Origin of the sequence: Kribbella sp. NPDC026596, from assembly GCF_040638415.1 — a bacterium.
Taxonomy (GTDB): Bacteria; Actinomycetota; Actinomycetes; order Propionibacteriales; family Kribbellaceae; genus Kribbella.
In genome coordinates this window covers 79649-103062 of the sequence record NZ_JBEZYF010000020.1, presented here as the reverse complement: position 1 = coordinate 103062, position 23414 = coordinate 79649, and the positions used below count along the sequence as shown (strand labels likewise).

The 23414-nt window shown below is 67.5% G+C and carries 21 protein-coding genes; 12 read left to right on the top strand and 9 right to left on the bottom strand.

What is annotated here, in order from left to right; all coding sequences use genetic code 11:
• Positions 1-125 precede the first annotated feature (125 nt).
• Genes AB0E63_RS19030 through AB0E63_RS19005 form a run of 6 tightly spaced genes read left to right on the top strand, consistent with a single transcriptional unit; the run spans position 126 to position 5512 of the window.
• Positions 126-707, top strand: coding sequence for a hypothetical protein (locus AB0E63_RS19030; protein ID WP_360367374.1), 582 nt, complete (start codon positions 126-128; stop codon positions 705-707).
• 20 nt (positions 708-727) lie between these two features.
• Positions 728-1555 carry a hypothetical protein gene (locus AB0E63_RS19025; RefSeq protein WP_360367371.1) on the top strand — a complete coding sequence of 276 codons (828 nt, stop codon included), beginning with the start codon at positions 728-730 and terminating at the stop codon, positions 1553-1555.
• Positions 1548-2384 carry a hypothetical protein gene (locus AB0E63_RS19020; RefSeq protein ID WP_360367368.1) on the top strand — a complete coding sequence of 279 codons (837 nt, stop codon included), beginning with the start codon at positions 1548-1550 and terminating at the stop codon, positions 2382-2384. The genes AB0E63_RS19025 and AB0E63_RS19020 overlap by 8 nt, the downstream gene beginning before the upstream one ends.
• Positions 2385-2441: 57 nt before the next feature.
• A complete protein-coding gene (locus AB0E63_RS19015) occupies positions 2442-2735 on the top strand; it encodes a hypothetical protein (RefSeq protein ID WP_360367365.1) in 294 nt (97 codons plus the stop codon).
• On the top strand, positions 2732-4717 hold the full coding sequence (locus tag AB0E63_RS19010) for a TOMM precursor leader peptide-binding protein (protein WP_360367362.1): 1986 nt from the start codon (positions 2732-2734) through the stop codon (positions 4715-4717). The genes AB0E63_RS19015 and AB0E63_RS19010 overlap by 4 nt, the downstream gene beginning before the upstream one ends.
• 9 nt (positions 4718-4726) lie before the next feature.
• Entirely contained in the window at positions 4727-5512 is a 786-nt protein-coding gene (locus tag AB0E63_RS19005; RefSeq protein ID WP_360367359.1) for a SagB/ThcOx family dehydrogenase, read from the top strand.
• Here AB0E63_RS19005 and AB0E63_RS19000 read toward each other — a convergent pair.
• The 6 genes from AB0E63_RS19000 to hemW form a co-directional block, all read right to left on the bottom strand.
• The gene (locus AB0E63_RS19000; RefSeq protein WP_360367356.1) at positions 5469-8477 is read right to left on the bottom strand and encodes an AAA family ATPase; all 3009 of its coding nucleotides are present in this window, start codon (positions 8475-8477) and stop codon (positions 5469-5471) included. The two genes, AB0E63_RS19005 and AB0E63_RS19000, sit on opposite strands and share 44 nt — an antisense overlap.
• 19 nt (positions 8478-8496) lie before the next feature.
• Positions 8497-8859, bottom strand: coding sequence for a hypothetical protein (locus AB0E63_RS18995; protein ID WP_360367353.1), 363 nt, complete (start codon positions 8857-8859; stop codon positions 8497-8499).
• 39 nt (positions 8860-8898) lie between these two features.
• Positions 8899-9279 carry a hypothetical protein gene (locus tag AB0E63_RS18990; RefSeq protein WP_360367350.1) on the bottom strand — a complete coding sequence of 127 codons (381 nt, stop codon included), beginning with the start codon at positions 9277-9279 and terminating at the stop codon, positions 8899-8901.
• A 141-nt stretch (positions 9280-9420) separates the two neighbouring features.
• Positions 9421-10428, bottom strand: a complete 1008-nt coding sequence (locus tag AB0E63_RS18985; RefSeq protein ID WP_360367347.1) for a LacI family DNA-binding transcriptional regulator — start codon at positions 10426-10428, stop codon at positions 9421-9423.
• 93 nt (positions 10429-10521) lie between these two features.
• Positions 10522-11841, bottom strand: coding sequence for an extracellular solute-binding protein (locus tag AB0E63_RS18980; RefSeq protein ID WP_360367344.1), 1320 nt, complete (start codon positions 11839-11841; stop codon positions 10522-10524).
• Between the two features lie 217 nt (positions 11842-12058).
• On the bottom strand, positions 12059-13264 hold the full coding sequence (gene hemW, locus AB0E63_RS18975) for a radical SAM family heme chaperone HemW (protein ID WP_360367341.1): 1206 nt from the start codon (positions 13262-13264) through the stop codon (positions 12059-12061).
• Between the two features lie 86 nt (positions 13265-13350).
• On the opposite strand from hemW, the gene AB0E63_RS18970 reads away from it, so the two are divergent.
• Positions 13351-15366, top strand: coding sequence for an MDR family MFS transporter (locus AB0E63_RS18970; RefSeq protein ID WP_360367338.1), 2016 nt, complete (start codon positions 13351-13353; stop codon positions 15364-15366).
• Positions 15367-15473: 107 nt separating this feature from the next.
• Positions 15474-15941 carry a carboxymuconolactone decarboxylase family protein gene (locus AB0E63_RS18965; protein ID WP_360367335.1) on the top strand — a complete coding sequence of 156 codons (468 nt, stop codon included), beginning with the start codon at positions 15474-15476 and terminating at the stop codon, positions 15939-15941.
• 55 nt (positions 15942-15996) lie between these two features.
• On the opposite strand, the gene AB0E63_RS18960 is transcribed toward AB0E63_RS18965, so the two are convergent.
• The 3 genes from AB0E63_RS18960 to AB0E63_RS18950 form a co-directional block, all read right to left on the bottom strand.
• The gene (locus AB0E63_RS18960; RefSeq protein ID WP_360367332.1) at positions 15997-16866 is read right to left on the bottom strand and encodes a hypothetical protein; all 870 of its coding nucleotides are present in this window, start codon (positions 16864-16866) and stop codon (positions 15997-15999) included.
• Between the two features lie 74 nt (positions 16867-16940).
• Positions 16941-17798 carry a hypothetical protein gene (locus AB0E63_RS18955; RefSeq protein ID WP_360367329.1) on the bottom strand — a complete coding sequence of 286 codons (858 nt, stop codon included), beginning with the start codon at positions 17796-17798 and terminating at the stop codon, positions 16941-16943.
• A 105-nt stretch (positions 17799-17903) separates the two neighbouring features.
• Positions 17904-18617 carry an IPT/TIG domain-containing protein gene (locus tag AB0E63_RS18950; protein WP_360367326.1) on the bottom strand — a complete coding sequence of 238 codons (714 nt, stop codon included), beginning with the start codon at positions 18615-18617 and terminating at the stop codon, positions 17904-17906.
• Positions 18618-19234: 617 nt separating this feature from the next.
• Between AB0E63_RS18950 and AB0E63_RS18945 the strand changes: the two genes are divergently transcribed.
• The 4 genes from AB0E63_RS18945 to AB0E63_RS18930 all read left to right on the top strand — a co-directional run bounded on the left by AB0E63_RS18945 (position 19235) and on the right by AB0E63_RS18930 (position 23326).
• The gene (locus AB0E63_RS18945) at positions 19235-19921 is read left to right on the top strand and encodes a Crp/Fnr family transcriptional regulator (protein ID WP_360367323.1); all 687 of its coding nucleotides are present in this window, start codon (positions 19235-19237) and stop codon (positions 19919-19921) included.
• Positions 19922-20032: 111 nt separating this feature from the next.
• Positions 20033-20920 (top strand): MBL fold metallo-hydrolase, encoded by an 888-nt coding sequence (locus AB0E63_RS18940; RefSeq protein ID WP_360367320.1) that lies wholly within the window; start codon positions 20033-20035, stop codon positions 20918-20920.
• Positions 20917-21345: an SRPBCC family protein gene (locus AB0E63_RS18935; protein WP_360367317.1), complete on the top strand. Its 429-nt coding sequence runs from the start codon at positions 20917-20919 to the stop codon at positions 21343-21345. Before AB0E63_RS18940 ends, AB0E63_RS18935 begins: the two co-directional genes overlap by 4 nt.
• Before the next feature lie 91 nt (positions 21346-21436).
• On the top strand, positions 21437-23326 hold the full coding sequence (locus AB0E63_RS18930) for a M6 family metalloprotease domain-containing protein (protein ID WP_360367314.1): 1890 nt from the start codon (positions 21437-21439) through the stop codon (positions 23324-23326).
• Positions 23327-23414: the final 88 nt, after the last annotated feature.

The following is a 23414-nucleotide window of genomic DNA, read 5'->3' as shown; positions in this document are numbered from 1 at the left end:
CCGTCCCCCTTTCACTCAGAGATACCACGGTCGTCACCTGCTTCAACAGTTGTCGCAGCGGAGAGTGAACAAAAGGTTGTCGCACTCTGCACGCAGGGTCATTCTGTTGCTTAGGGGTGGTCGTTATGCGTGGACTGACAGTGGCGGTCACGATCGCCGCGGTACTGCTGACGGGCTGTGCGGACACGCCAAGTGACGGCGGTACGCCGACCCCTGAGGTCACCAGCGCGAACACCGGCGAGCCGTCGCCTGAGCCGACCGATCCGGAGAGCACGCAGACGGAGCAGAAGCAGCCGACGATCAGCATCGTCTCCGCACCGATCGGCGGCGACATCCAGACCGACGACCTGCAGCAATGTGCCGAGGTCAACTGGCTCGGGCGGAACCCGATCCCGGACGGCACGAGGATCAAGCTCGGCTCACCCAGCCTCGACCCGGAGGGAGTCTTCGAGTTCTACCAGGCGGCTTGTTCAGGAGATCTCCGGCCGTGCGCGGACGTCGAGTGGCAGTCGGAGAACTTCAAGCCGTGCTACGTCGGTGTCCGGCAGATCGCGAACGCCGAGGAGGGCGTCGACGAGATCGATCTGGTCATCTCTGTCGACGCGACCTGCGCGACCCAGGACGACTGCGACAGCCTCGCCGCCGGCAAGGGCGAGACCCAGATCAAGTTCCGGCCGAACATCCTCCCGACCCCGAGCGGCGGGTGATCGTCATGCTAGGTCCGCGGATGATCGCAGCAATCGGGATCCTGGCTGTCCTCGGCGCCTGCTCCGGCAAGCCCAGCAACCGGTCCGAGTCAACGACCGACTCTCCCACCACCGAGACGACAACGGGAACGACGACCGGTACGCCCACCGGCACCACCAGCGTTCCGACGACCAGTCCGACAACCGGAACGACCACCGGTCCGACAGTCGGGACGACCACCGATCCGACGACCGGGCCGACCAGCCGTCCGACAACCGGGACGACCACCAAACCGACGACCGGGACGACCACCGAGCCAAGGACTGAGCCAAGCAGCGAACCAAGCACCGAACCGGAGCCCGGCCCCGAGCCAACCGACCCCGAAACCGCCCAGCCGACCCGGAAGCAGCCGTCGATCCGGATCGCCGAGGCACCGATCGGACCAGGTGCCGACGGCGGCCAGCCGGACGATCCCGCCGACCAGTGCACCGGGGTCACTCTGACCGGGCTGCAGCTTCCGGCCGGCACCACGATGACGTTCGGCACTCCCGAGCTCAAGCCGGGCGGCGTCTTCGACATCCACCAGTCTGCCTGCGGCAGTCATGGCCCGTCGTGCGCCAAGTATCGCCTCCAACCCGACTCCGGTCCTTGCTACGTCGGAGTCCGGCAGGTGACGAAGACGTCTGGACAGCACGTCACGCTGATCATTGCGGCAACGGCCACCTGCGCAAGCGCGAAGGACTGCAGCTCCCTGGAGGGCCACGGCGGAAGCCAGATCGGCTTCGACTCGCAGGACCTGGGGGAACCGACCGCGACCACGACCACCGAGGCGGAGTCGCCGTCCGAGACTCCGTCCAGCGATGGCTGACGAACGGTCCCAGGCTGAGCGCTGGGTGAGTTTCGCCACCGGCATCGTTGCGCCGGTGACGCTGATCAGTGCGTTGTTGTTCTACTTCGGGTACGTCTCGTCGCGGTCGCAGTACGCGTACTTCGGAATCGACGTCGACACCATTGGCCTGAGTACGCAGGACTACGTGATGCGAAGTCCGCAGCCGTTGCTGGTGCCGCTGCTCGTGATCACATTGCTCGCGGTTGCCGGGCTGCTCTTGCACAACGCGATTCATCCGACGGCTTCCGGCGTACGGCGAGCCGCTCAACTGGCTGTCGTCGTACTGGTGCTGGGTGTGGCCGGGCTACTCGCGTATCCGTTGATCGGGAGCCTTCCGTACTACGCCTTGATCGTGCCGGCGGTGATCGGTCTGGCCGCGGCGGCGCTCGCGTACCTTACGTACCTGCGCCGCAAGGTCGATCCGCAGCTCGGCACCCAGCGAGTGCTGATCGCGCTGCTCGCTCTCGTCACGGTGACGTGTGCGTTCTGGGCGACCGCGACGACGGCGCAGTACTCCGGGCGTGGGCTGGCGAAATCCGATGCGCGGCACCTGGATCGCTTTCCTGTGGTCATTCTGGACACGAAGGAGAAGCTGGCGCTGAGGTCACCGGGTATCGAGGAGACTGCGCTCCGTTCCGGTGCCGGGCAGACGTTCAACTATCGGTACCGCGGTCTGCGCCTGCTGGTGGTCGGCGAGGATCGACTCTTCCTGGTGCCGCAGAACTGGACCGCGTCCAATACGACGGTCGTCGTACCGCTGGACGACTCGGTCCGGGTGCAGTTCCAGTTCCAGAATGACCCTCCTTAACCCTCGACGGGCGGCCGACGCCGGGCTGATACTCGAGACAGACAACAGGGGGGAAACATGGCGACTCCGCAGGATGTGATCGAACTCAAAAAGCAGATCGTCGAACTGCAGAACCAGTTGCAGACGATTACCGATGATGATCTGAAGGCCTACGTCAAGGTCCGCGACATCCTGGCGCTCGGCTCTGGTCTCAGTCTCGGGGGCGCTGAGGAAGCGACCGGACCGACCGCCTTCTTCGGCAGAGTCGTGCGGTGCGCGATGGTGGGGATCTTCGAGCCGGCCGTTGGATCGGGCGCGGTCGGTGGGTACGACGCCGGCGCCGTGCAGCGGTTCGCTGATCTCGGCGGATGACCTCGTTGCGGGCGGCCCCGGTTCCAGATTGGCTGTCCGTGGTGTCGTCGTCACCTCGCGAGCAGGAGGTGCTCGCGAGTCGGCTGGCCCCGCTTCGCGTCGTACTGATCGGGCGCGCGGACATCACTGACGCCCTGCACGTCGCCTTGACGGGCTCAGGGATCCAACCTGACCGGATGGTCCGCGTTCCGTATCCAGGACAGCGCGACGAACTGCCGGCCCTGATGACGGGTGCGGATCTGGTGATCGCGGCCGGTGATGGCGCGCTGCCGGTCCTGCATCAGTGGGTCAACACGACCGGACTGATGTTGGACGTACCAACGGTGCACGCCGACCTCCGCGGCACCCAGGCGACCGTCGGTCCGCTGGTGCTGCCCGGTGAGGGCCCCTGCTTCCTGTGCTGGCGGATGCGTGCCCTGGCCTGCGCGGATGACTTCGCGGCGGCGATGGCACTCGAGGAGGAGCTCGACGCCCGCCGGATCCCGGATGGCGCGGCGAGGCCCGTGATGCCGGCGCTGTTGCCGATGGTCACCGGCGCGCTCTTGGCGGAGTTGTTCGCGCTGACGCTGGCGATCGCGCCACCGCGGCTGACCGGTGGCGTGCTGACGCTCGACGTGCACAGCGGTGAGAAGTTGCACCCGGTCCTGCCGCGCCCGGATTGCCCAGCCTGTTCAAAAAAAGGCCGTCGGCCGGCGAAGGCCGACGGAACTGAAACCGCGGTCGACTCTTTGTGCGGTGTGGTCCGCCGGCTCGAGATGATGCCGAAGGGCCTGACCGACCCCGAGCGGCCCTTCATTGCCGGCGCTGAGCTGGCCAACGCCCACTTCCACACCGGCGATGCTGCCTTCCTGGTGTGCTCCGGTAAGGGTTGGACCCGGCAGCAGGCGCGCGACGGTGCGCTCGGCGAAGCCCTCGAACGGTACGCCGCGATGACCTGGCAACCCGAGCGCCGCATCACTTCGACGTACGACGATCTGGGCCGACCCGCGGTGCATCCAAGCGACCTCGTGCTGTTCGCCGACCACCAGTACGACGCTCTGCCGTACCAGCCCTGGCGGCCCGAGACCGAGCTGGAGTGGGTGCCGGCGAACTCACTGGTGACCGGCGGTGAAGTCTGGACCCCCTTGCTGGCAACGCATCTGGGGTACCGTCCGCCGACTGCAGCCGCACTGTTCCCGGCCACGTCCAACGGATTCGCGGCCTGGCCCGACCAAACCGGCGCGACGCTGCGCGCCTTGCTCGAAGTGGTCGAGCGAGACGCGTTCGCGATCGCGTGGTCGCATCGGCTGCCCGGGCGTTGTGTGGCCGCTGCGGACGTCCCGGACGACCAGACCCGCGCGATCGCCTCGTCGTACGAGCGTCGCGGTGTCGAGGTCGTGGTGCATCTGTTGCCATCCGACACGGTGGCGACGGTCGCCCTCGCGATCATGTGGTCCGAGCAGGCGCCGGCCGCAGTGATCGGCGCTAGTGCGGCGCTGGATCCGGTCGTCGCCGCCCGCTCCGCGGTGCTCGAGGCCGGGCAAGTGCGGCCGATACTGTGCATGCGCCTCCGGGAATCCGCGATCCAGGATCGGATGGCGGAGTTGGCCGCCACGCCGTCCAAGGTCGCGGTCATCGACGACCACGACTTGCTGTACGCCGACCCGCACACGGCCGCGACCGGGATGCGCTTCCTCCGTCAGGCACCGCATGAGCCGTGGCCGGACGCACCACTCGTTGCCCCGAGCAACGATGACCTGATCAGGTCGCTCGCCGACGTAGCGCCCGACGTACTCGCCGTGGACCTCACGCCGCCGGATGTGGCCGGCCTCGGGATCCGCGTGGTGCGCGCGGTGGTACCGGGGTTCGTCCCGCTCTGGTTCGGCGCGGGCCAAGCCCGGCTCGGTGGACGCCGGCTGCTGGAGCTGCCAAGCCGGTTGGGACTGCAACCGCGGCCTGCTCGGTTGGACGAGTTGAACCTCGACCCACACCCACTCGCCTGAGGTCGACCGATGCCCACCTTCCGCAAGGCTCAACCGCTCGCCTGGACCTACCACCGTGGCAGCGCCCGCGTGCTCCTCGAGACTCCGCAGACGACCTCAGCGCAGCACGGGCCGGGGCGGGAGGACCCGACCGCACCGTGGATCCCGTTGCCACCCGGCGTACCAATCGACGCACCGCTGACCGACCTGATCCGCGAGCGGGTGTCATGCCGAGCGTTCCGCGACAGACCGCTCGGACTCGCTGAACTGGCCACACTGCTGCGGACCGGATACGGCGTCACCGGAGTGACCGACGGTGGCCCGGTACACATCATCGATCGCGCGCCGCCGTCGGCCGGTGGGCTCTACCCGCTCGAGGTGAGTGTGCTGGTGCGATCGGTGGACGGCCTACCCGCCGGGATCTACCACTACGTGCCGTTCGCCGACGGCCTCGAACAGGTCCGCGATGCTGCAGTGCCCCCGGCTCTGGTCAGCCGGCTGTTCCTGGGGCAGCCGTGGGCAGCCGAAGCCGCGGTCGTCCTGGTGCTGTCCGCGGTCTGTGAACGCAGCCTGACCAGGTACGCCGACCGCGGCTACCGCTATCTCCTCCTGGAAGCAGGACACGTGGCGCAGACCCTCGTACTCGCGGCAACCGGTCTCAACCTCGGCGCAGTCACTCTCGGCGGCTTCCTGGACGACGAGCTGTCCAAGCTGCTGGCCCTCGACACCGAGTCGGAGATCGTCTTGTACGGCGCGGCTGTCGGTCACCCGGTCACCGGGAGCCGTCTCGCGCGCCGGGCTCTCGACCGGCTGTAGCGGGGCCGAGCCTGACCGCGAGAGCGGCGACCTCACGCCGGGACGACGTCCCGGTCTTGTGCAGCAGGTTCGACACATGCACGCTGACCGTCTTCTCACTGATGAACAGCGCCTTCGCGATCTCGGCGTACGTCCGGCCCGCGACCAGATGGGACAGCACCTCCTGCTCGCGCCGGGTCAAAGACTCGAACGGCGCCGGCACCTGGACGGGCGCCGTTGTCGCCGGTTCCTCGAGCCGGATCCTGGCGAGGGCGGCGAGTGTCTCGACCTGCTGCCGGAGCGGGATCGCGCCGACCTCCTGCGCGAAGCGGTACGCCGATCTGAGCGGTTCGGCGACCGCGGACCGGGTGGCACCCTCCTCGAGTAACGCCTGCGCCCATCGCCAGGAGGCCATGGCCTCGTCCCACCGCAGTCCGGCCAGGCCACACCGGCGTACCGCCTGCGCCCAGAGCGCGGACGTGGGCTTCTCCGCCTTGTAGCGCGCCGTCTCGGCGGTGAACAGCGCCTCCCGCGCCGGCTGGATCAGGTCCTCGGGACCGATGACCTCGAACGGCGCGGGCAGCATGCCTCGCCGGACGGCGAGGAGATTGTCGAAGGCCGCTTGGGTTCTGCCGACATCCGCGCCGTCGCTCCGGTTCCGCGCCTTCTCCATCAGGTCGGCGGCAGCCCGCGCACCCCAGACCAGCATCTCGTCCGCGTCGCGGGTGTCAGCGACCTGGACGACCATCGTGCGCGCCAGCAGGTCGAGCGCCTGCTCGGCCTGGCCCGCGGCCAACAGGTACTCGGCCAGGACGGGCTGCGCCGACAACCCGGCCCGGTCCTCGACGCCCGGCATCAACTCCCTGGCGCGTTGGAGATGCAAGCCGGCGACGTCCAGTTCGCCGCGTCGTACCGCCAGCGAGGCTGCGCCCAACCGGACCATCGCACTCGCGTTCGGCAGCGCCGCCAGGGAGAGCCCTTCGCGGATGACGGCACTACTTTCGGGGAGGCGTCCCAGCATCAAGAGGTGATGGGCCAGCAGTCCGGCGGCGAAGCCCGCGACCGAGAAGGCGCCGACGTTGAGAGCGATGGGGAGGAACTCCCGAGTGACGTCGACGCAGTCCGTCACGCGACCTCGCCGTTCCAGGTAGTTGTGCCTGATCACGAGAACCCGCCACGTCAGTTCCGGGTCGCCGGTCAGCTTGGCGAACCGCAGGCCTTCCGCGGTGTCGGAGTCGGAGTGCTTGCTGCGGACATCGCCGTTGCCACGGACCGCGTACGCCAGGCTCAGCGCCGCGTTGGATTGTGATCGATGGGCTGCCTCGACGGCGTCCTCGGCGTACGTTCGGGAGAGCTCCAGCTCGTTGTTCCACCATTGACACCAACTGAGATACGCCAGCGCATCGGCGTACTCGTCGCTGTCGGGGAACGGCCGGCTTAGGTCGACTGCATGCTCTGCCTCCGCGACCGGTCTGCCCTTGGTTCTGCCAGTGGCCCAGGCCGAATCCGCCCATCGCCGCAGCAGCCGGCATGCGCGCAGTGGGTCGGTGCGCTCGTCGACGAGCTCGAGGGTGCGGCTCCACGCCGCGAAGCTCGCCTCGCCGTCGCCGAGCAGGTCGTTGGCTCGGGCAACACGCTCCAGCAGATCGACCTCGCGATCCGGTTCCTCGCTGTCACCGCGGTGGACCATCGGCCACAGCCGGGCCGCACGGCGGAGATGAACCGCTTCCTCCCGCGGCGATCTGATGCCTCTGGCCAGATCAGCGGCTCGCAGCGACGCCTCGAGACAGGCCTCCAGGTCGCGTGCGCGCTCGTAGTGCAAGGCCAGATCGCTCTGCCGCTGCAACTCGTCGAGGCCGCCGGCAGGACGGGACTCCAGTGTCGCGGCCCAGGCGGCGTGCACCGGCTCGGCCTCACCGGGAACGAACGTCGCATAGAGCAGCTCGGCGAGCAGCGGGTGCCGGAACCAGCACAGGTCGTGCCCTTGCGCCACGCTGATGCCGGCGTTCGTCGCCTCGGTCAATGCACGGGTCAACGCGTCGCGGTCGATCCCCCGCGCCGCGGCGACCTCCCGCAGGTCGTCGATCGACGTCGGTCGCCCGGCAACCGCCATCAACCGCATGACCTCGCGCCCCGGGATCGACAGGCGATGCCAGGCCGCGAGCAGGGCTCCGGTCAGCTCCGCAGCGAGATCAGTGGGGAGTCCTTCGGCACTGCTCGTCAGCCCTTGCACGAGAAGTTCGGTGAGGTACGGATTGCCGTCGGACCGGCGTACGACCTGGTCCACCAACTGGCGGTGCGGCGGACCACCCAGCAGGAGTGCCAACTGTTGCTCGGTCTCGTCCCAGCTCAGCCGGTCCAGCCGCAGATCGGTGACCGACGGCAGCCGGCGCAGGTCGGCCAGCCACGTATGCATCGGATCACCAGACATCATTTCCTCGTCCCGGTAAGTGGTCAGAACGGCCAGCCGCTGACCGCGGAAGCCGGCGACCAGGTAGGCGAGCGCATCGCGTGAGGCCAGATCGGCCCACTGCACGTCGTCCACCACCAGCACTGTCGGACCATGTGAAGCGATCGCCTGGACCAGCGCATCCACCACGGACAACAGCCGGACCGCGCTGTCGGACGTGCGGCCGCCCAGTGAAGGCAACAACTCGCCCGCAGCCGGGACCGCATCGAGTACGGCGGACCGCTCGCGAGGCTCGGCCGATTCGAGCCAGCCCTCCAACGCGCCGATCAGCGGAATGTACGGCGCGTCCACGGCGCCGAACCGTACGCATCGGCCCCAGAGAACCGCGATGCCTTGCGCGGCCGCTTCGTCACATACAGCGGTGACGAGACGGGTCTTGCCCACGCCGGCCTCTCCGTGCACGAACACCGCACACGGTCGTCCTTCGACCGCTCCCCGGATGGCCGCTCCCAGAACCCCGCGTTCCTCGATCCGGCCGACCATCCCGGGCAAGCGCGCGACCGCCGGCCCTCCCACGGCTCCCAGTCTGACCCGATCAGGCCGGACCGGCCACCTTCGGCGGCGTACGGGCGTACGCCTCCCGATCGAACACCGCCTTCGCGGGCGCCAGCGGGTCGCACCTGATCGGGACCCGCTGACCGGCGTGGGGCACCGCGTCCTCGAGCGGGTACAGGACGTCGTTGTGAATCAGCGAGGTCCCGACCACGTAGCGCACCAGCAGGAAGGTGCGGGTGCTGGTGCGCAGGACCGAGACCACTTCGGCGTTCACCCGGCGCCAGTTCTCGATCTCGGTCGCCTGCTCCTGGTCCTGGTCACCGCGACGACGCACGCTGACCAGAACCAGGGCACCCAAGCCCAGAGCCACTCCGACCATCAGTAGCTGAACGATTCCTGACATCGGTCCCTCCCCCTCACGTCAGGGCTTCGCTTTGCCAGGCTAGGCAGTGTGCAGTTGGCGACGGCGGTACAGCCAGACGCCGCTCAGAGCGACGGCCGCACCACCGAGCGCGGACGCGCCCGACTGCAGGAACTCGACTCCGTTGTCGTCGGACTTGCTCTGTACCGACGCCGCATTGGTCGTGGCGGCCTTGGCGGGGGCGGGCACCTCGTACTTCGGGTCGTAGTTCGGGTGGTTGTACTCCGGAGTCGTGTCCTCCGCGCCCGGGTAGCCTGACCCTTCGTCCGGCCAAGGCGCCGGCTGCGACGTTGGTCTGGGCTGCGGGTCTTGCTGCGTCGCCGACGCCTCGGTTGCGGTGAGGACGACGGTGCCCATCGCGAGTGCGGACACTGCGAGGGCTGAGTAGTGCTTGCGGTTCATGACTTCTCCCAGGGGACTGTGCGGCGCGGATCGCCGCTACCCCTTCACCCTCAGCCCGCACCCCAGGCAGCCACATCCGAGGAAACCCCTCAGATGGGCCTCACAAACCCTCAGATCCGGCAGGACCTGGAACAGCAGTTCCTAGGCGGAGTCACGAACGATGAGTTCGGTGTCGTAGATCTCCGGGCTGCGCAGGTCGGCGCCGCCGATCTTGGCCAGCAGGATCTCGGCCAGCCGGGCACCGAGCTGCTCGACCGGCTGACGGACCGTGGTCAGCTTCGGCGTCGTCGTGGTCGCCAGCACCGAGTCGTCGAACCCGACCACCGCGACGTCACCCGGCACCCGCCGGCCACGCTGCGACAGGACGCGGAGCGCCGCGGTCGCCATCAGATCCGACGCGACGAACAGCCCGTCCAGATCGGGGTGCTCGTCGAGCAGCCGGAGGGCCGCCTGCTCACCACCGTCGGCGGTGAAGTCGCCGTACGCAATGGCTTGCGGCAGTCCGGCTTCCTTCATCACGTCCTGGTACCCGGTCAGCCTGTCCAGGCCCGCGGTCATGTCGAGCGGACCGGCGACGGTTCCGATCTTCCGGCGGCCGATCGACAGCAGGTACTCGACCCCGGTCCGGGCACCGGCGACGTTGTCCACGTCCACACTCGCGACCGGTACGTCGACGCCGAGCGGACGAGCGCTGAACACGATCGGCAGGGGCAACTGCGCGAGCTCCTGCAGCACGTTGTCCCGGCCGTGGTGGCTGATGATGATCGCGCCGTCGACGTGCCCGCCGCGCAGGTACCGCAGCAGGCGCTGGTCGTCTCCCTCGGCCGGCTCGATCAGCAGCACGAGCTGCGACGAGGTCGGCGCCAGCGTCATGCTCACGCCGCGCAACATGCCGGCGAAGAACGGGTCGGAGAACACCCGGCTGTCCGGCTCCGGTACGACGATCGCGATCGAGTCGGTCCGGCGGGTGACCAGCGCACGGGCGGCCCGGTTCGGCACGTAGCCGAGCTGGCCGATCGCGCGTTCGACCACGGCCACCGTGTCCGGCAGCACCTTGGGCGATCCGTTCACGACCCGCGACACGGTCGCCCGGGACACTCCGGCGAGCGCGGCGACCTGCTCCAACGTCGGAGAACCAGACTCGTTCATCGGTCCTCCCGAGGTTGGTGGGCTTGCGTTCACACCGTAGTACTTACCCGGTCGAATGCGCGTCAGGAATTGGCCGTGTCCAGTGCGTGGTGCCTAACCGCTCTTGCGTGTGTTGGCCGCTTTGTCGGCCAGGTCGAGGGCTTGCTTCCAGGCTGCGTCCGGTGCCTGCTTGCCTTCGTCGACGCGGGCGAGGGCCGCGCTGAAGACCTGGTTGATCTCGCCGTCGCGCGGACCCTTGTGCTGTTTGAGGATCACGTTCCTGGCCCGGTTGATGAAGATCTGGCCCACTGGCGCGCTGTTGAAGTAGGCATTGACCTGAGACTTCACCTGCGGGTCGCTGTACGCATCCAACGTGGACGGGAACGAACCGACCTTCTTGAACACCTTGACCTGCTGCTCCGGCGCGGTCAGCCAGGCGGCCAGCCGAGCCGCCTCGGCCGGCTGCTGCGACTGCTTCGGCACGGTCAGGTAGGACCCGCCCCAGTTGCCGCCCCCGCCGGGGAAGACGTCGGCGACGTCCCACTTGCCCTTGCCGTACGTGCCGGCGTTGTCCTGGATCACGCCGAGCAGCCAGCCCGGGCAGGCGATCGTCGCGAACTTGTCGGTGCGGAACGCCTGGTTCCACGGGTCGCTCCAGGCCGGCAACCGGGCGGACAGTCCGTCCTCGCTGCCCTCGACCACCTGGTTCCAGGTCCGCTTCAGCAGCGGGTTCTCCGCGCCGAGGAAGCGGTCCTGGTTGGAGTAGTAGGCCTGGATCAGCTGGTTGCGCATGGCTTCCCAGGTCAGCACCGCGGAGTCGTACCAGGCCGAGCCGGGCACCTTCTGCTTGAACGTCCGCCCAGTGGCGAAGTACGACGGCCAGTCCGCGAACAACTTGGCCACCTGCGCCCGGTCGGTGGGCAGCCCGGCCTTCGCGAACAGGTCCCGGCGGTAGCAGATCGCCTCCGGCCCGATGTCGGTGCCGTAGCCGAGGACCTTGCCGTCCTGGGTGGTCGCGCCGGCCACCTTCCAGTCCAGCCAGCGGTCCTTGAGGTCGTTGGCGCCGTAGTCGCGCAGGTCGACGAACTGGTCCGCCTTGGCGAGGTACTTGTAGATCCAGCTGACCTCCATCGCCTCGATGTCGGCCATCCCGGAACCGGAGGCCAGGTTGGTCTCCAGGTTCTTGATGTGCGCGTCCACGGTCGGGGCGCGGCGCTCGACGATCTTGATGTTCGGGTGCTGCGCCTCGTACTCGCGGTAGAGGTCCTCGTAGCCGAACTCGTTGAAGGTGGCGATGGTGAGCTCGATCTTCGGCTCGTCACCTTTGTTGCCGGAGGCATCGGAACCGCCGGGCCCACCACAGGCGGCGGCCAGCAGGACCGTACCGCAGGCAAGCAGGACTGCTATGGGGCGGACGCGGGCACTGGGCCGCATGGGAAAGCTCCCCTGAACTGGACGGAGTTGAGAGCGCTCTCGGATCGCGAAAGTGTGCTGAGTTTTCAGCGTTCCGGCTGGATATGTCAAGCACTCGGCCGTCACGCTGAGACACGGCACTTTCCAGGTCAGTACCTGCGGTCAGCCGTTGTCACGCTGCGAACCACACCGATTACCCAGTGCGCCGCCGCCTGGGAGTTCGCTGTGAGTAATCACTTTACGGCAGCAGGTCCCGCACCACCGCGTCGGCCAGCAGCCGGCCTTTCCTGGTCAGGACCAGCCGGTCGTCCCGCTGCTCGACCAGGTCCGGCAGCTGTCCGGCTGCAGCTCGCCCGGCGTCGTCCAGCACGTCCAGCGGAAGCCCGGCGGCCAGTCGGACCTCGAGGAGCACGCGCTCCACCCGGCGGGTCTCGGCGTCGAGGGTTTCCCGGGCGTACGCCGGACTGACGCCGGCGTCGAGGCGTTCGGCGTACGCGCTGGGGTGCTTCACGTTCCACCAGCGGACGCCACCGACGTGGCTGTGCGCGCCCGGGCCGATCCCCCACCAGGTGTCGCCGCGCCAGTAGAGCTCGTTGTGCCGGCAGCGCGCGTCCTCGGTGCGAGCCCAGTTGGACACCTCGTACCAGTTCAGGCCTTGAGCGGAGAGCATCTCGTCCGCCATCACGTACTTGTCGGCCAGGTCGTCGTCATCGGGCATCGGCAGCTCGCCTCGCCGTACCCGGCGTGCCAACTGGGTGCCGTCCTCGACGATCAGCGCGTAGGCGCTGACATGATCCGGCTGCGCCGACAACGCGGACTCCAAGGAGGCCCGCCACTCATCGATCGTCTCACCTGGTGTCCCATAGATCAGATCCAGATTCACGTGCTCGAACCCGGCCGCCGACGCCTCCTTCACCGCCTCCAGCGCCCGGCCCGGCGTGTGCTGCCGATCGAGGATCCGGAGCACCTTCGACGACGCGCTCTGCATCCCGAAGCTCACGCGCGTGAACCCGGCTTCGAGCAGTGCCTCGAGGTACGCCGGATCCACCGACTCCGGGTTTGCCTCCGTCGTCACCTCGGCGCCGGGCGCCAGACCGAACTCGTCCCGGACCGCGGCCAGCATCTTCCCGAGATCACGAGCCGGCAGCAGAGTCGGCGTACCCCCACCGAAGAACACGGTGTCGACCGGACGGTCCAGGTCCTTGAGGACTCGCCGCGCCTGCAGGACCTCGCCGACCGCGGTGTCGGCGTACGACGCCTGCGATCCGCCACCGCCCAGTTCCTTCGCGGTGTAGGTGTTGAAGTCGCAGTACCCGCAGCGGGACGCGCAGAACGGGACATGCAGGTAGAAGCCCAGCGGGCGTGATCCGGCCTCGCGGACGGCGGCTTCGGGCAGCGACCCATCCCGGGGCGCAACCTCCCCCTCGGGCAGTGTCGACGGCACCCACCCATGGTACGGACCCGTGTTTCGTCACCAGATCTCCGTCATTTCGTGGTCACAGTCCGTCCGGAGATAGCTACATTCGGCTCATGGACACCGAGGCTCAGCCCGTCGGACGCGCCACCCGGAACGCGGTCGTGGTCGCGATCATGCTCGGAATGCTGCTCGCGGCTCTCGATCAGACGATCGTGGCGACCGCGCTGCCGACCATCGTCAGCGACCTGGGCGGCGCCAACCACCTCTCCTGGGTGGTCACGTCGTACCTGCTGGCCGAGACGATCATGACCGCGTTGATCGGGAAGTTCGGCGACCTGTACGGGCGCAAGCCGATGTTCCTGATCAGCGTCGTGCTGTTCCTCGCCGGCTCCGCCCTGTGCGGGATGGCCGACTCGATGCTGTGGCTGGTCGGCTCCCGGGCCATCCAGGGCCTCGGGGCCGGCGGAATCATGGTGACCGCGATGGCGGTGATCGCGGACGTCGTACCGCTGAGTGAACGCGGCAAGTACCAGGGCGTGATGGGTTCGGTCTTCGGCGTCTCGACCGTCGCCGGTCCGCTGCTCGGTGGACTGTTCGTCGACCACCTGAGCTGGCGGTGGGCGTTCTACGTGAACATCCCGCTCGGCATCGTCGTACTGATCGTTGCCTCGATCACGTTGCCGTCGGTGAAGGCGGCGGTCAGTCCGAAGATCGACTACCTCGGCATCCTGTTCATCGGGCTCGCCGCGACCGGGCTGACGCTGGTGACGACCTGGGGCGGCAACGAGTACGCCTGGACGTCGCCGGTCATCATCGCGATGGCGGTCGGTTCGGTGGCCGCCTTGGGGCTGTTCGTCGTGGTGGAACAACGGGCCGCGGAACCCTTGCTGCCGTTGAGGTTGTTCCGGTCCGGTGTGTTCACGGTGTGCGCGGTGTTGAGCTTCATCATCGGGTTCGCGATGCTCGGTGGAGTCACGTATCTGCCGACGTACCTGCAGTTCGTCCACGGTGCCTCGGCGACCGAGTCCGGCTTGCAGATGCTGCCGCTCGTCGGTGGCCTGCTGGTCGCGTCGGTGGTGGTCGGCCAGACCATCAGCAAGACCGGCCGGTATCGGCTGTTCCCGATCATCGGGACCGTGCTGATCGGCTTCGGGCTCTTCCTCCTATCCCTTCTCGATAACCAAACCCCGTATATCGAGATCGCCGGCTTCATGCTCGTGCTCGGAATCGGCGTCGGACTGTGCATGCCGGTGCCGACCGTGGTCGTCCAGAGCACGGTCGACTACACGGACCTCGGCGTCGCGACGTCCGGGGTGAGCTTCCTGCGCACGATGGGCAGCTCGTTCGGTGTCGCGGTGTTCGGGTCGATCTACACCCACCAACTGCCTCAGAATCTTGGTCCTGCCGTCCAAACAGCTCAGATTGACCCCCGGCTCGCGACCACCGTCGACGGTGTCCGGAACTTGCCGGAGCCTGCGCGCTCCTTGGTCACCGCCGCGTACGCCGACTCCCTCCATGTCGTCTTCCTCTGGGCCGTGCCCGTCGCGGCGCTCGGGTTCCTGACCGCGTTGCTCCTGAAGGAGGTCCCGCTGCGCGACACCGCCCGGATGGCCGCCAGCGACGTCGGCGAGAACTTCGCCGCGCCCGCCTCGTTCGACTCCGAGCGCGAACTCGAGAAGCTTGCGGCTCTCGTCGTACAACACCACAAACGCAACCCTGCCCCCGAGGTACTCGCGCAGTCTGGCATCCCGCTGAACGTCGCCGAGGCCTGGATGATCATGCGTGTCTTCCGCGGCGGAGCCGACAGCGGCTCGGCCACCCTGGCCGAGATCACCGGCGACCTCCGCGTCCCACCGGGCGTCTTCGAGCCCCTGGCCGCCCAACTGGTTGCCGACGGCTACCTCTCCGAAACCCTCGGCCAGTACCGCTTCACGACAGCCGGCCTGGAGATGTTCCAGCGCTTCGTCGGCGCCTTCCGGACCTGGATGCTCGACCGCCTCACCGACTGGGACCCCGACAACTCCGAAGCCTTCTCCTGCGCGGTAGACCGCCTCGCCGAACAAATGATCGACCAAGGCCAATCCCTGACCACCGGCAAACACGCCGCAGCGCTAACCCCAGCCCACTAGCCGCACTCGCGCCCTGCACGGGCCGCCGGTTCTCGGGGCCTGTTACCTCTTGGACGGCGATCTCGTCGAAGTGAGTAGAACCTCTACCAACGACGAAGGAGATCGACATGCCCCGGCTGAACCCTCAGGCCACCATCCTCGGCCCGAAGATCGCGAAGCACCTGGTGTCGGCCCACAAGGCCGTCGCCGGCTCGACGTTGCCGATGGCAACCATAGAACTCGTCAACATCCGGGCCAGCCAGATCAACGGCTGCGGCGGCTGCCTCGACATGCACACGAAGGAAGCCCTGCACGCGGGCGAGACGCCGCTCCGGGTGAACCTGGTCGCCGCCTGGCGCGAAACAACCGTCTTCACCGACGCGGAGCGAGCCGTGCTCGAACTCACCGAGCAGTGCACCCGCTTCGCCGACGGCACCGGAGTCACCGACGACGTCTGGGAAACCGCGGCCAAGCACTACAACGAAGAGGAACTCACCGCTCTGGTCTGCCAGATCGCCCTCATCAACGCCTTCAACCGCATGATGGTCACCTTCCAGCAGCCCGGCGGCAACTACCAACCCGGCCAACTCGGCTAGCCCATTCGCGCGGCGTCAGCCCGGGAGGGCGTTGAGGCGCGCACCCAGCGAGAGGTCACTGAGCCGACACATCTGCCTCCTCGCTTTCGCGGTCTGCACCGGGGTCGGGTGGTCGCACGCCGGGCGTCCAGAGTTCCTTGGTCTGCGTGACCCAGAAGGCGAGGAACAGCAGGATCAAGGCGATCTCGACGTGCAGCAGCGAGTATGTCCAGTCCCGCCACCAGCCGACGAAACTGTAGATGACACAGATCGCCATCAAGGCGGCAATCGCCCGGTAGATCCAGGTCACTCGCCGCTTCAGCCTCTGGCCGGTCTCGGGATTGCGGGGTGCGTGGAGCGCATTCAGCCCGACGATCCAGATGATCAGTACGAAGAAGGCGACCGCAGCCACGTAATGCGCCTTGCCCTCGAAGCTGGAGCGAGACACTGCGAACCACAGGACACCTGCGATGAGGATCAGACCCGATGCCACCAGTGCTCTGTTCTGCGGCTTGCCCCACTGCTCCTCCTCCACGCCGCCAGCGCCTTCGATCGCCTTGGCCTTGCGCTTCGCATCGCTCCTGATCCACAACGACAGCAGCAGAGCCAGCCCGCCCGCGGCGAACAAGGCCCAAATGTTGTTGGCGATGTTCGGCGACACGTTGCTCGGCGTGTATTTCTCCGACCAGCAGGTTCCTGCTCCTGGCGTCGGCACCAGCGCCACGACCGGCGCGAACATCCCACCGATATTCAGCAGAACGTCCTCCAGCTTCGTATTCCCCTTGAGCACGATCATGCAGACACCGATCGCGAGCACCGAGCAGACGAACACCGCGTGGGCAGGTGTGTAGTAGTACGCACTGATCGACTCCTGCCAGCATCGCGGCTTTGTCTTGGACTGCTCGATCAGTACCGACACGGTCAACAGCACCAGAACGGCAATCATCGCGAGCCGCACGTTTCGATAAGTCCTTGCCTCAGGACTGGCCATGACACTCCCCTCGCTAACTATCTGTACTGCTATCGGCTGAGATCGCCTGCCGACGACCCAGCCGTACTGAATTCGACGCGTACCGAGCCGTCGTCCGGGAGGGCTATGACGCCGTCGGCGGCGGTTCGCCAGCCGACGGGTAGGAGGTAGAACTTGTCGCCGGTTCGCTGGAGTAGGCGGAGGCCGTCGTACCGGAAGCCGTAGGCGGACGAGGGCTCGGTGATCCGGTACTTCGTCACTCCGGGGCCGCCGAGCTGGATGTCCTGCTTGCTGTACACGACAACGCCCGTACGGTCGTCGAGACCGGCCACGATCTGATGGGCGAGCCCGCGCCCGACCACGCCCGCGAACATCGACAACTCCCAGAAGATCGTGAGTGCGACCAGCGCTCCGACAAGCAGTTTCATCAGCGGCCAATGCCACCTCGCGAGCCGGCCGCCTTCACCGTCAGCCAGAGTCAGAGCGTCGATCCGGCGACACATCACCGATGCGTAGCTGGTGATCAGGATGCCGACGGCCATCGCCAGCGGCACAATCAGCTCCAACCACCTCGGCCACACCAAACCCGCGATCAGGCCGAGCGCCGGCAGCGCGAACCAGCTGAACCTCAACCATCGGAAGCCCTTGCGCCAGCGGGGCAGATCTCGGCCGTGATCGATCGCCGCCGAGATCTGCTCGTGTGCAAGCAACCACGCGATCCCGACACCGCCGACCACCAGCAGCGGCACGAAGAGTGTGTCGATGCTTCTGAGTACGTAGTCGCGCGTGGACATGCCGAGCACGCTCTCCTCGAGCCCCAGCTCACGGGCCTGCTCATCGCTCCTCGCCCAGCCGAAGTAGACGAGCAACGCGGTGGCCACCGTCAGCGGCGGACCGAAGACGCTCACCAGGTTGAGCGCCGACCTCAGGACATCAAGCCCTTCATGACCTGACTCGGGCCTTGTTTGTGGAGCGCTCCCGTGGCGTCGTCTGATTGTGGACAACTTCTCCCCCTAGGACCCACAGTCGGTGGTTGGCGCGGGCAGACCCGCCGCGTATTCGAAGACCGCACCCGAAGGGCTGGTACGACGACCACCCGGCGACTTGACCGTGATGCGGACCTCCCCGGGACCGACACCCGGCGGCGAGCACGCGTACATGAACTGGCCCGCAAAGTCGTTGCCACTGGTGAACTTGGTCGCCTTGACGTCACCGAAGTACACCTCGGACACCTGCACCAGACCCGCGCCGACGATTTTCACTTCGGTCCCACCGGTCACCGGTCCCGCGACCTTCCCGGGAGCGGTCTCGATGGGATCCCGGAGCTCCAGCTTGTCGATGCCCCACGGGCAGGCCGTTCCTGCCGACGGGACAAGGTCCAGCCGAGCCCTCGGCTGCGCACGGTGTGCGGAAACGAGTCGCTCGAGCAGCGACACCACCGAGTGCTCCAAGCAGCTCTGTGGTTGGCCGGCGAGGGCTTGCCGGGACTGGTTCAAGTAGGCGATGGCCGCGGTCCAGCGGGTCGAATCACCGCTCAGAGCACCCAGACAGGCTTCGCCCACACCTCGGTACGCCGACCGCATCCGTCCGAGCGTGTCGCCTTCCACGGCGGCCAAGTCCTCGCAGCGCCGTACGCGTTCCGTACCGGTGGCCAGGACGGCCCGATGCGTCCGGCCGAACCACTCCATCGGCGGCGGCGAGTCCGCGGCGGCTGGGCCGAACGGCACCCAGGTCACCTTGGCAACCGCGACCTTCCGAGGGAACGACCGCCCCTGGCCCGGCTGCGTCGACGTGGTCTGACCTGGTCCTGTCGAGGACGTCTTACCTGGTCCTGTCGAGAACGTCGCACCTGGTTGGCTCGGGGACGTATGGCCTGGTCGGGGCGAGTTCGTGTGACCTGGCTGCGACGTCTGCCCCGGCTGCGACGTCTGCCCCGGCTGCGACGTCTGCCCCGGTTGCGACGTCTGCCCCGGTTGCGACGTCTGCCCTGGCTGCGGCGTCTGCCCCGGCGGGGTTGTAGTACTGCCCGATCCAGTCGACGACGTCCCTGTCGGAGCTGGTGTCGACGGCGGCACAGGCGTCCAGGTCTTCACCGAACTCCCGCCCGGCGTCGGTCGTACCGAACTGCTCCGCGCGGCAGACGGGATCGGGGCGGCGTCAACCGAGCGAGCCGTGGTCGACCCACAACTCGTGACGACCAAACACGACAGCACGGCCAACGACCACACACGCCCCCGAATGCTCATAACTCCCCCTCACTTACCCCGGAGGAGAAATCGAGGCCAAAACGTACATACCCCTCGAAAGAACATCCCTTTGAAGCAATCCGGTGGATGCTTAGGGCGTGGGTGATGAGGATGTGGCCGCGGCGATGGCCGGGAGCTTCCTCGGCGGACTGCCGGCCGAGCTCGTCGGGCGGCTGCTGACCACGGGTGATCGGATCGATTTCCCGGCCGGTAGCACGCTCTACCGGGAGCGGTCGGCGCCGCGGGCGCTGCTGGTCGTCCATGGGCTGCTTCGCGTGTACATGTCGTCGCCGGAGGGCCGTCAGGTGACAGTCCGGTACGCGCGTCCTCGCGACGTACTCGGAGTTGCCGTCCTGGTCGGCGGTCCGGCGGACGTCGGCGTACAGACGTTGGCCGACTCCACCCTGTTCCGGATAGACGCCGGATTGTTGACGACCGCGGCGCGGGACGACAGCCGGGTCGCGTGGGCGATGGCGGAGGAACTCAGTCGCCGCCTGTACGAGAACCTGCAGCAGACAGCGGTCAACGCCTTCGGCACCGTGCGGCAGCGCGTCGCTGCTCACCTGCTGGACCTGGCGTCCACCCAGCAGAGTCCGCGCGGCGAGCTCGTCGCCCGCGTGTCCCAGCAGGAACTCGCGGATGCCGTCGGTTCGGTCCGTGAGGTGGTGGCGCGCGTACTGCGGGACTTCCGGCTGGCCCGGTTGGTCGCGACCTCGGCGGACCGTGTCCACATCCTCGACCCCACCGGACTCCACGACCAGACGTGGAACCCCGACGACGAGTGACCTCGGTTACTCGCGCGCGCTACAAAAGTCACAGACATGCCGCGACCGCAGGCGAAGACTGATGCCCTCGGCCCCGAATCCGTCGGGCCGATCGGTACCTCAGGAGTCCATATGTCCACGGAAGCGACCAGACTGCCGGCGCGCACCGGTGATCCGGTACGAGCGGTGTCGGTGATCAGCACCGGCAGCGTCGAGATCCACCCCGAGCACGCCCACGGCTCGAAGAAGCCGCTCTACTGGTGGCTGCTCACCTCACGCCGGTGGCTGCCGCCCCGCCCGATCAACGTGTACGTCGTTGAGCACGCCAACGGACTGGTGTTGTTCGACACCGGCCAGGACCGCGCCTCGGTAACCGATCCGTCGTACTTCCCGGGCGGGTTCAACGGCATCGTGTACGACCGGCTCGCCAAGTTCCACATCGCCGAGCACGAGACCCTCGACGCGCAACTGGGCACCCTCGGGTACTCGACCGCGGACGTCGACAAGGCGGTCATCTCCCACCTGCACCAGGACCACATCGGCGGGATCCCGCAGCTCGGCCGCAGCGACCTCCTGATCACGCCGGCGGAATGGGACCAGCTGTCCGGGTTCTCCCCCGAGGCCCGCGGTTTCCTCCGCGCGCATATCGACGTACCCGGCGCGCGCTGGAAGCACATCACCTTCGCACCAACGGATCTGGCGCCGTTCACCGAGGCGTTCGACGTCATGGGCGACGGCTCGATCGTCCTGCTCCCGACCCCCGGTCACACGCCCGGCTCGATCTCGATGCTCGTACGCCGACGCGACCTGCCACCCCTCCTGATGGTCGGAGACCTCACCTACGAGGCCGGCCTCCTCGAACGCCGCCAGCTCCCCGGAGTTGGTGACCGCAGCGAACTCGCCCGTACGACCGACAACGTCCTCGCCCTCGCCGAGCACCTCCCCGGCCTGGTAATCCTCCCCGCCCACGACCCGACCGCCGCCCAACGGCTCGTCGACAGCTCCCGGCGGCCGCAATGAAATTCACCAACACCATCACCATCGACCGTCCGCCGACGGAGGTCTTCGCCTACCTGTCAAACCTGGAGAACCTCCCCCGGTGGAACTACGCCCTGGCCGAAACCCGCCAGCTGGCCCCCGGCCCTCCCGGCGTAGGCACCCGCTACCTCCAAACCCGCACGATCCCTGTCCACACAGAAGAATCCCTGGAAATCACCGAGTTCACCCCACCCCACAACCTCACCATCCAAGGCACCCTCAACGCCTTCCCCGCGAACCTCACCTACACCCTCCACCCCACCGCCAACGCCACCACCCTCACCAACACCATCGACCTCCACCCCCCACGCCCCCTCAACCTCCTGGCCCCGATCGCCCTGAGCCGAATCAAATCCGCAGTAGCCGAGAACCTCGCCGTACTAAAACAACTCCTAGAGCACGCCTGAGCACCTCCGGCGCGCCAGGGACGCGCTCCGCCGATGTATCTGACCGGCCGGTCCATGCCTCAGACCTGTACAAGGGTTCTGAGGGGGTCCCATGCCTACACCGTTTTCTGGCGAGCAGTTCACTTTCACCAATCCCGACGGCACGCCTGTCGAAGTGCGCGGTTGGGGAGATCAGTTCGAGGCCGTGTTCGAGACGCTCGACGGCTACACCGTCGTGCAGGACCCGAACACCGGTTTTTACCACTACGCGACTCTGGCGGCCGATCTCACGGACCTGGTGCCTACGGCAGCCCGGGTCGGCGAGACCGCTCCAGGCGATCTCGGCATGGCGCGGCACCTACGGGCACCGCGCGCCACCAGCCGGTCTCGAGCGGCCGCGTTGCAAGCGGAGCTGGAAGCGCGGGGCAGCCGGCCCCGCTGGCAGGTTCGACGAGAGCAGCGGCGGTCCCAGGCCAGGCGGGATGCCGGCCTGGCGGCCGAACCGCACGTCGACGCGGGTCCTCCGGAGCCTGCCGGCACGGTGGGCGACTACCGCGGGTTGTGCGTGCTGGTTCAGTTCCCCGACGTACCGGCGACGATCGCGCAGGGCGAGATCGCGAACTTCTGCAACCAGCCGGGATACACGGGCTTTGGTAACAACGGCTCGGTCTACGACTACTTCCTTTCGGTGTCGGACGGCAAGTTGCGTTACACCAACGCGGTCACGACGTACTACACCGCCGCGCATCCCCGGTCGTATTACACGGACCCGGCGATTCCCTACGGTCAGCGTGCTCAGGAACTCATCGGCGAAGCACTCGCGAATCTCACGGCGAACGGGTTCGACTTCTCCGGGTTGAGCGCGGATGGTGCCGGCTTCGTCTACGCGCTGAACGTGTTCTACGCAGGTGACCGGGTGAACAACTGGTCCCAGGGGCTGTGGCCACACTCGTGGGCGCTGGCCACGCCGTACCAGGCGACGCCGACCAAGAGGCTGTCCGACTATCAGATCACCAATGTCGGCAGTCAGCTGACGCTGCGCACGTTCTGTCACGAGAACGGGCACATGATCTGCGATTACCCCGACCTGTACGACTACGGCGGCGAGGGGTACGGCGTGGGCAACTACTGCCTGATGTGTTACGGCGCGTCGGACACCAACCCGTGCCAAGTGAGCGCCTATCTCAAGGACGTGTCCGGGTGGACGTCGCGACTCACCACGCTCGGGCCGGGCATGACCGCGACCGTCGCGGCAGGCAGCAATGACTTCCTGATGCACCGCCGCGATGTGAACGAGTACTTCATCGCGGAGAACCGGCAACAGAGCGGCCGGGACAGCGCGCTGCCGGATGCCGGGCTCTTGATCTGGCACGTCGACCGGCTCGGCAGCAACAACAACGAGCAGATGACGCCGACCATGCACTACGAGTTGTCGTTGGAGCAGGCGGACGACCGGTTCGATCTGGAGCGCCGAGCCAATCCCGGCGACGTGGACGACCTGTACGGGGCGCCGACGGCCGAGCAGTTCGGTGCGGCGACAGGACCGGACAGCCAGTGGTGGGACGGAACCGCATCCGGGCTGGAGATCGTCAGCGTCTCCGCGCCGGGCGCAGCGATGACAGTGACTACACAAGGGGGAAGTGCAATGGCAAGTGTGGTGGGAACCTGGCCGGTGGTGGCCGTCGACTGGGGATGCTCTGGATCGGTGCTGAAGGCGAGCGCATTCACCTTCAATCCAGATGGCACGTGGACCTACGCCTTCGGCGGCGGCCGCTGGATCCAGGTGGGAAGTAACGCCTTCTGGAACTTCACCAACGCGCCGGGTCTGGTCTACACGGCCTCGGTCTACGCGGACGCGATGTCAGGCATCATGGGGTACGCCTCGGCCCCGCCGAACCCGGGATCTGGCTGCTTCTATGCGCTGCGCGCCGCGTCACCGGCGCCGGCGGAAGCAGGCGTGCCGGGGGCCGCGGCGGTCGCCGACCCGGCTGTCTCACCATAAGCCGAGCATCGCCTACACCGCCTCGACGTAGGCGGATGTTGCCGAGGTAGCCGTATCACAAGCGCCCACGGCTACCTCGGACCCACGT

Coding starts and splice junctions, on each gene's coding strand:
- AB0E63_RS18970 (WP_360367338.1), top strand. CDS start 13,351: ATGGACACCGAGGCTCAGCCCGTCGGACGCGCCACCCGGAACGCGGTC.
- AB0E63_RS19030 (WP_360367374.1), top strand. CDS start 126: ATGCGTGGACTGACAGTGGCGGTCACGATCGCCGCGGTACTGCTGACG.
- AB0E63_RS19005 (WP_360367359.1), top strand. CDS start 4,727: ATGCCCACCTTCCGCAAGGCTCAACCGCTCGCCTGGACCTACCACCGT.
- AB0E63_RS19025 (WP_360367371.1), top strand. CDS start 728: ATGATCGCAGCAATCGGGATCCTGGCTGTCCTCGGCGCCTGCTCCGGC.
- AB0E63_RS19010 (WP_360367362.1), top strand. CDS start 2,732: ATGACCTCGTTGCGGGCGGCCCCGGTTCCAGATTGGCTGTCCGTGGTG.
- AB0E63_RS18980 (WP_360367344.1), bottom strand. CDS start 11,841: ATGCGGCCCAGTGCCCGCGTCCGCCCCATAGCAGTCCTGCTTGCCTGC.
- AB0E63_RS18995 (WP_360367353.1), bottom strand. CDS start 8,859: ATGTCAGGAATCGTTCAGCTACTGATGGTCGGAGTGGCTCTGGGCTTG.
- AB0E63_RS18965 (WP_360367335.1), top strand. CDS start 15,474: ATGCCCCGGCTGAACCCTCAGGCCACCATCCTCGGCCCGAAGATCGCG.
- AB0E63_RS18940 (WP_360367320.1), top strand. CDS start 20,033: ATGTCCACGGAAGCGACCAGACTGCCGGCGCGCACCGGTGATCCGGTA.
- AB0E63_RS18935 (WP_360367317.1), top strand. CDS start 20,917: ATGAAATTCACCAACACCATCACCATCGACCGTCCGCCGACGGAGGTC.
- AB0E63_RS18930 (WP_360367314.1), top strand. CDS start 21,437: ATGCCTACACCGTTTTCTGGCGAGCAGTTCACTTTCACCAATCCCGAC.
- AB0E63_RS19020 (WP_360367368.1), top strand. CDS start 1,548: ATGGCTGACGAACGGTCCCAGGCTGAGCGCTGGGTGAGTTTCGCCACC.
- AB0E63_RS18985 (WP_360367347.1), bottom strand. CDS start 10,428: ATGAACGAGTCTGGTTCTCCGACGTTGGAGCAGGTCGCCGCGCTCGCC.
- AB0E63_RS18990 (WP_360367350.1), bottom strand. CDS start 9,279: ATGAACCGCAAGCACTACTCAGCCCTCGCAGTGTCCGCACTCGCGATG.
- AB0E63_RS18960 (WP_360367332.1), bottom strand. CDS start 16,866: ATGATTGCCGTTCTGGTGCTGTTGACCGTGTCGGTACTGATCGAGCAG.
- AB0E63_RS19015 (WP_360367365.1), top strand. CDS start 2,442: ATGGCGACTCCGCAGGATGTGATCGAACTCAAAAAGCAGATCGTCGAA.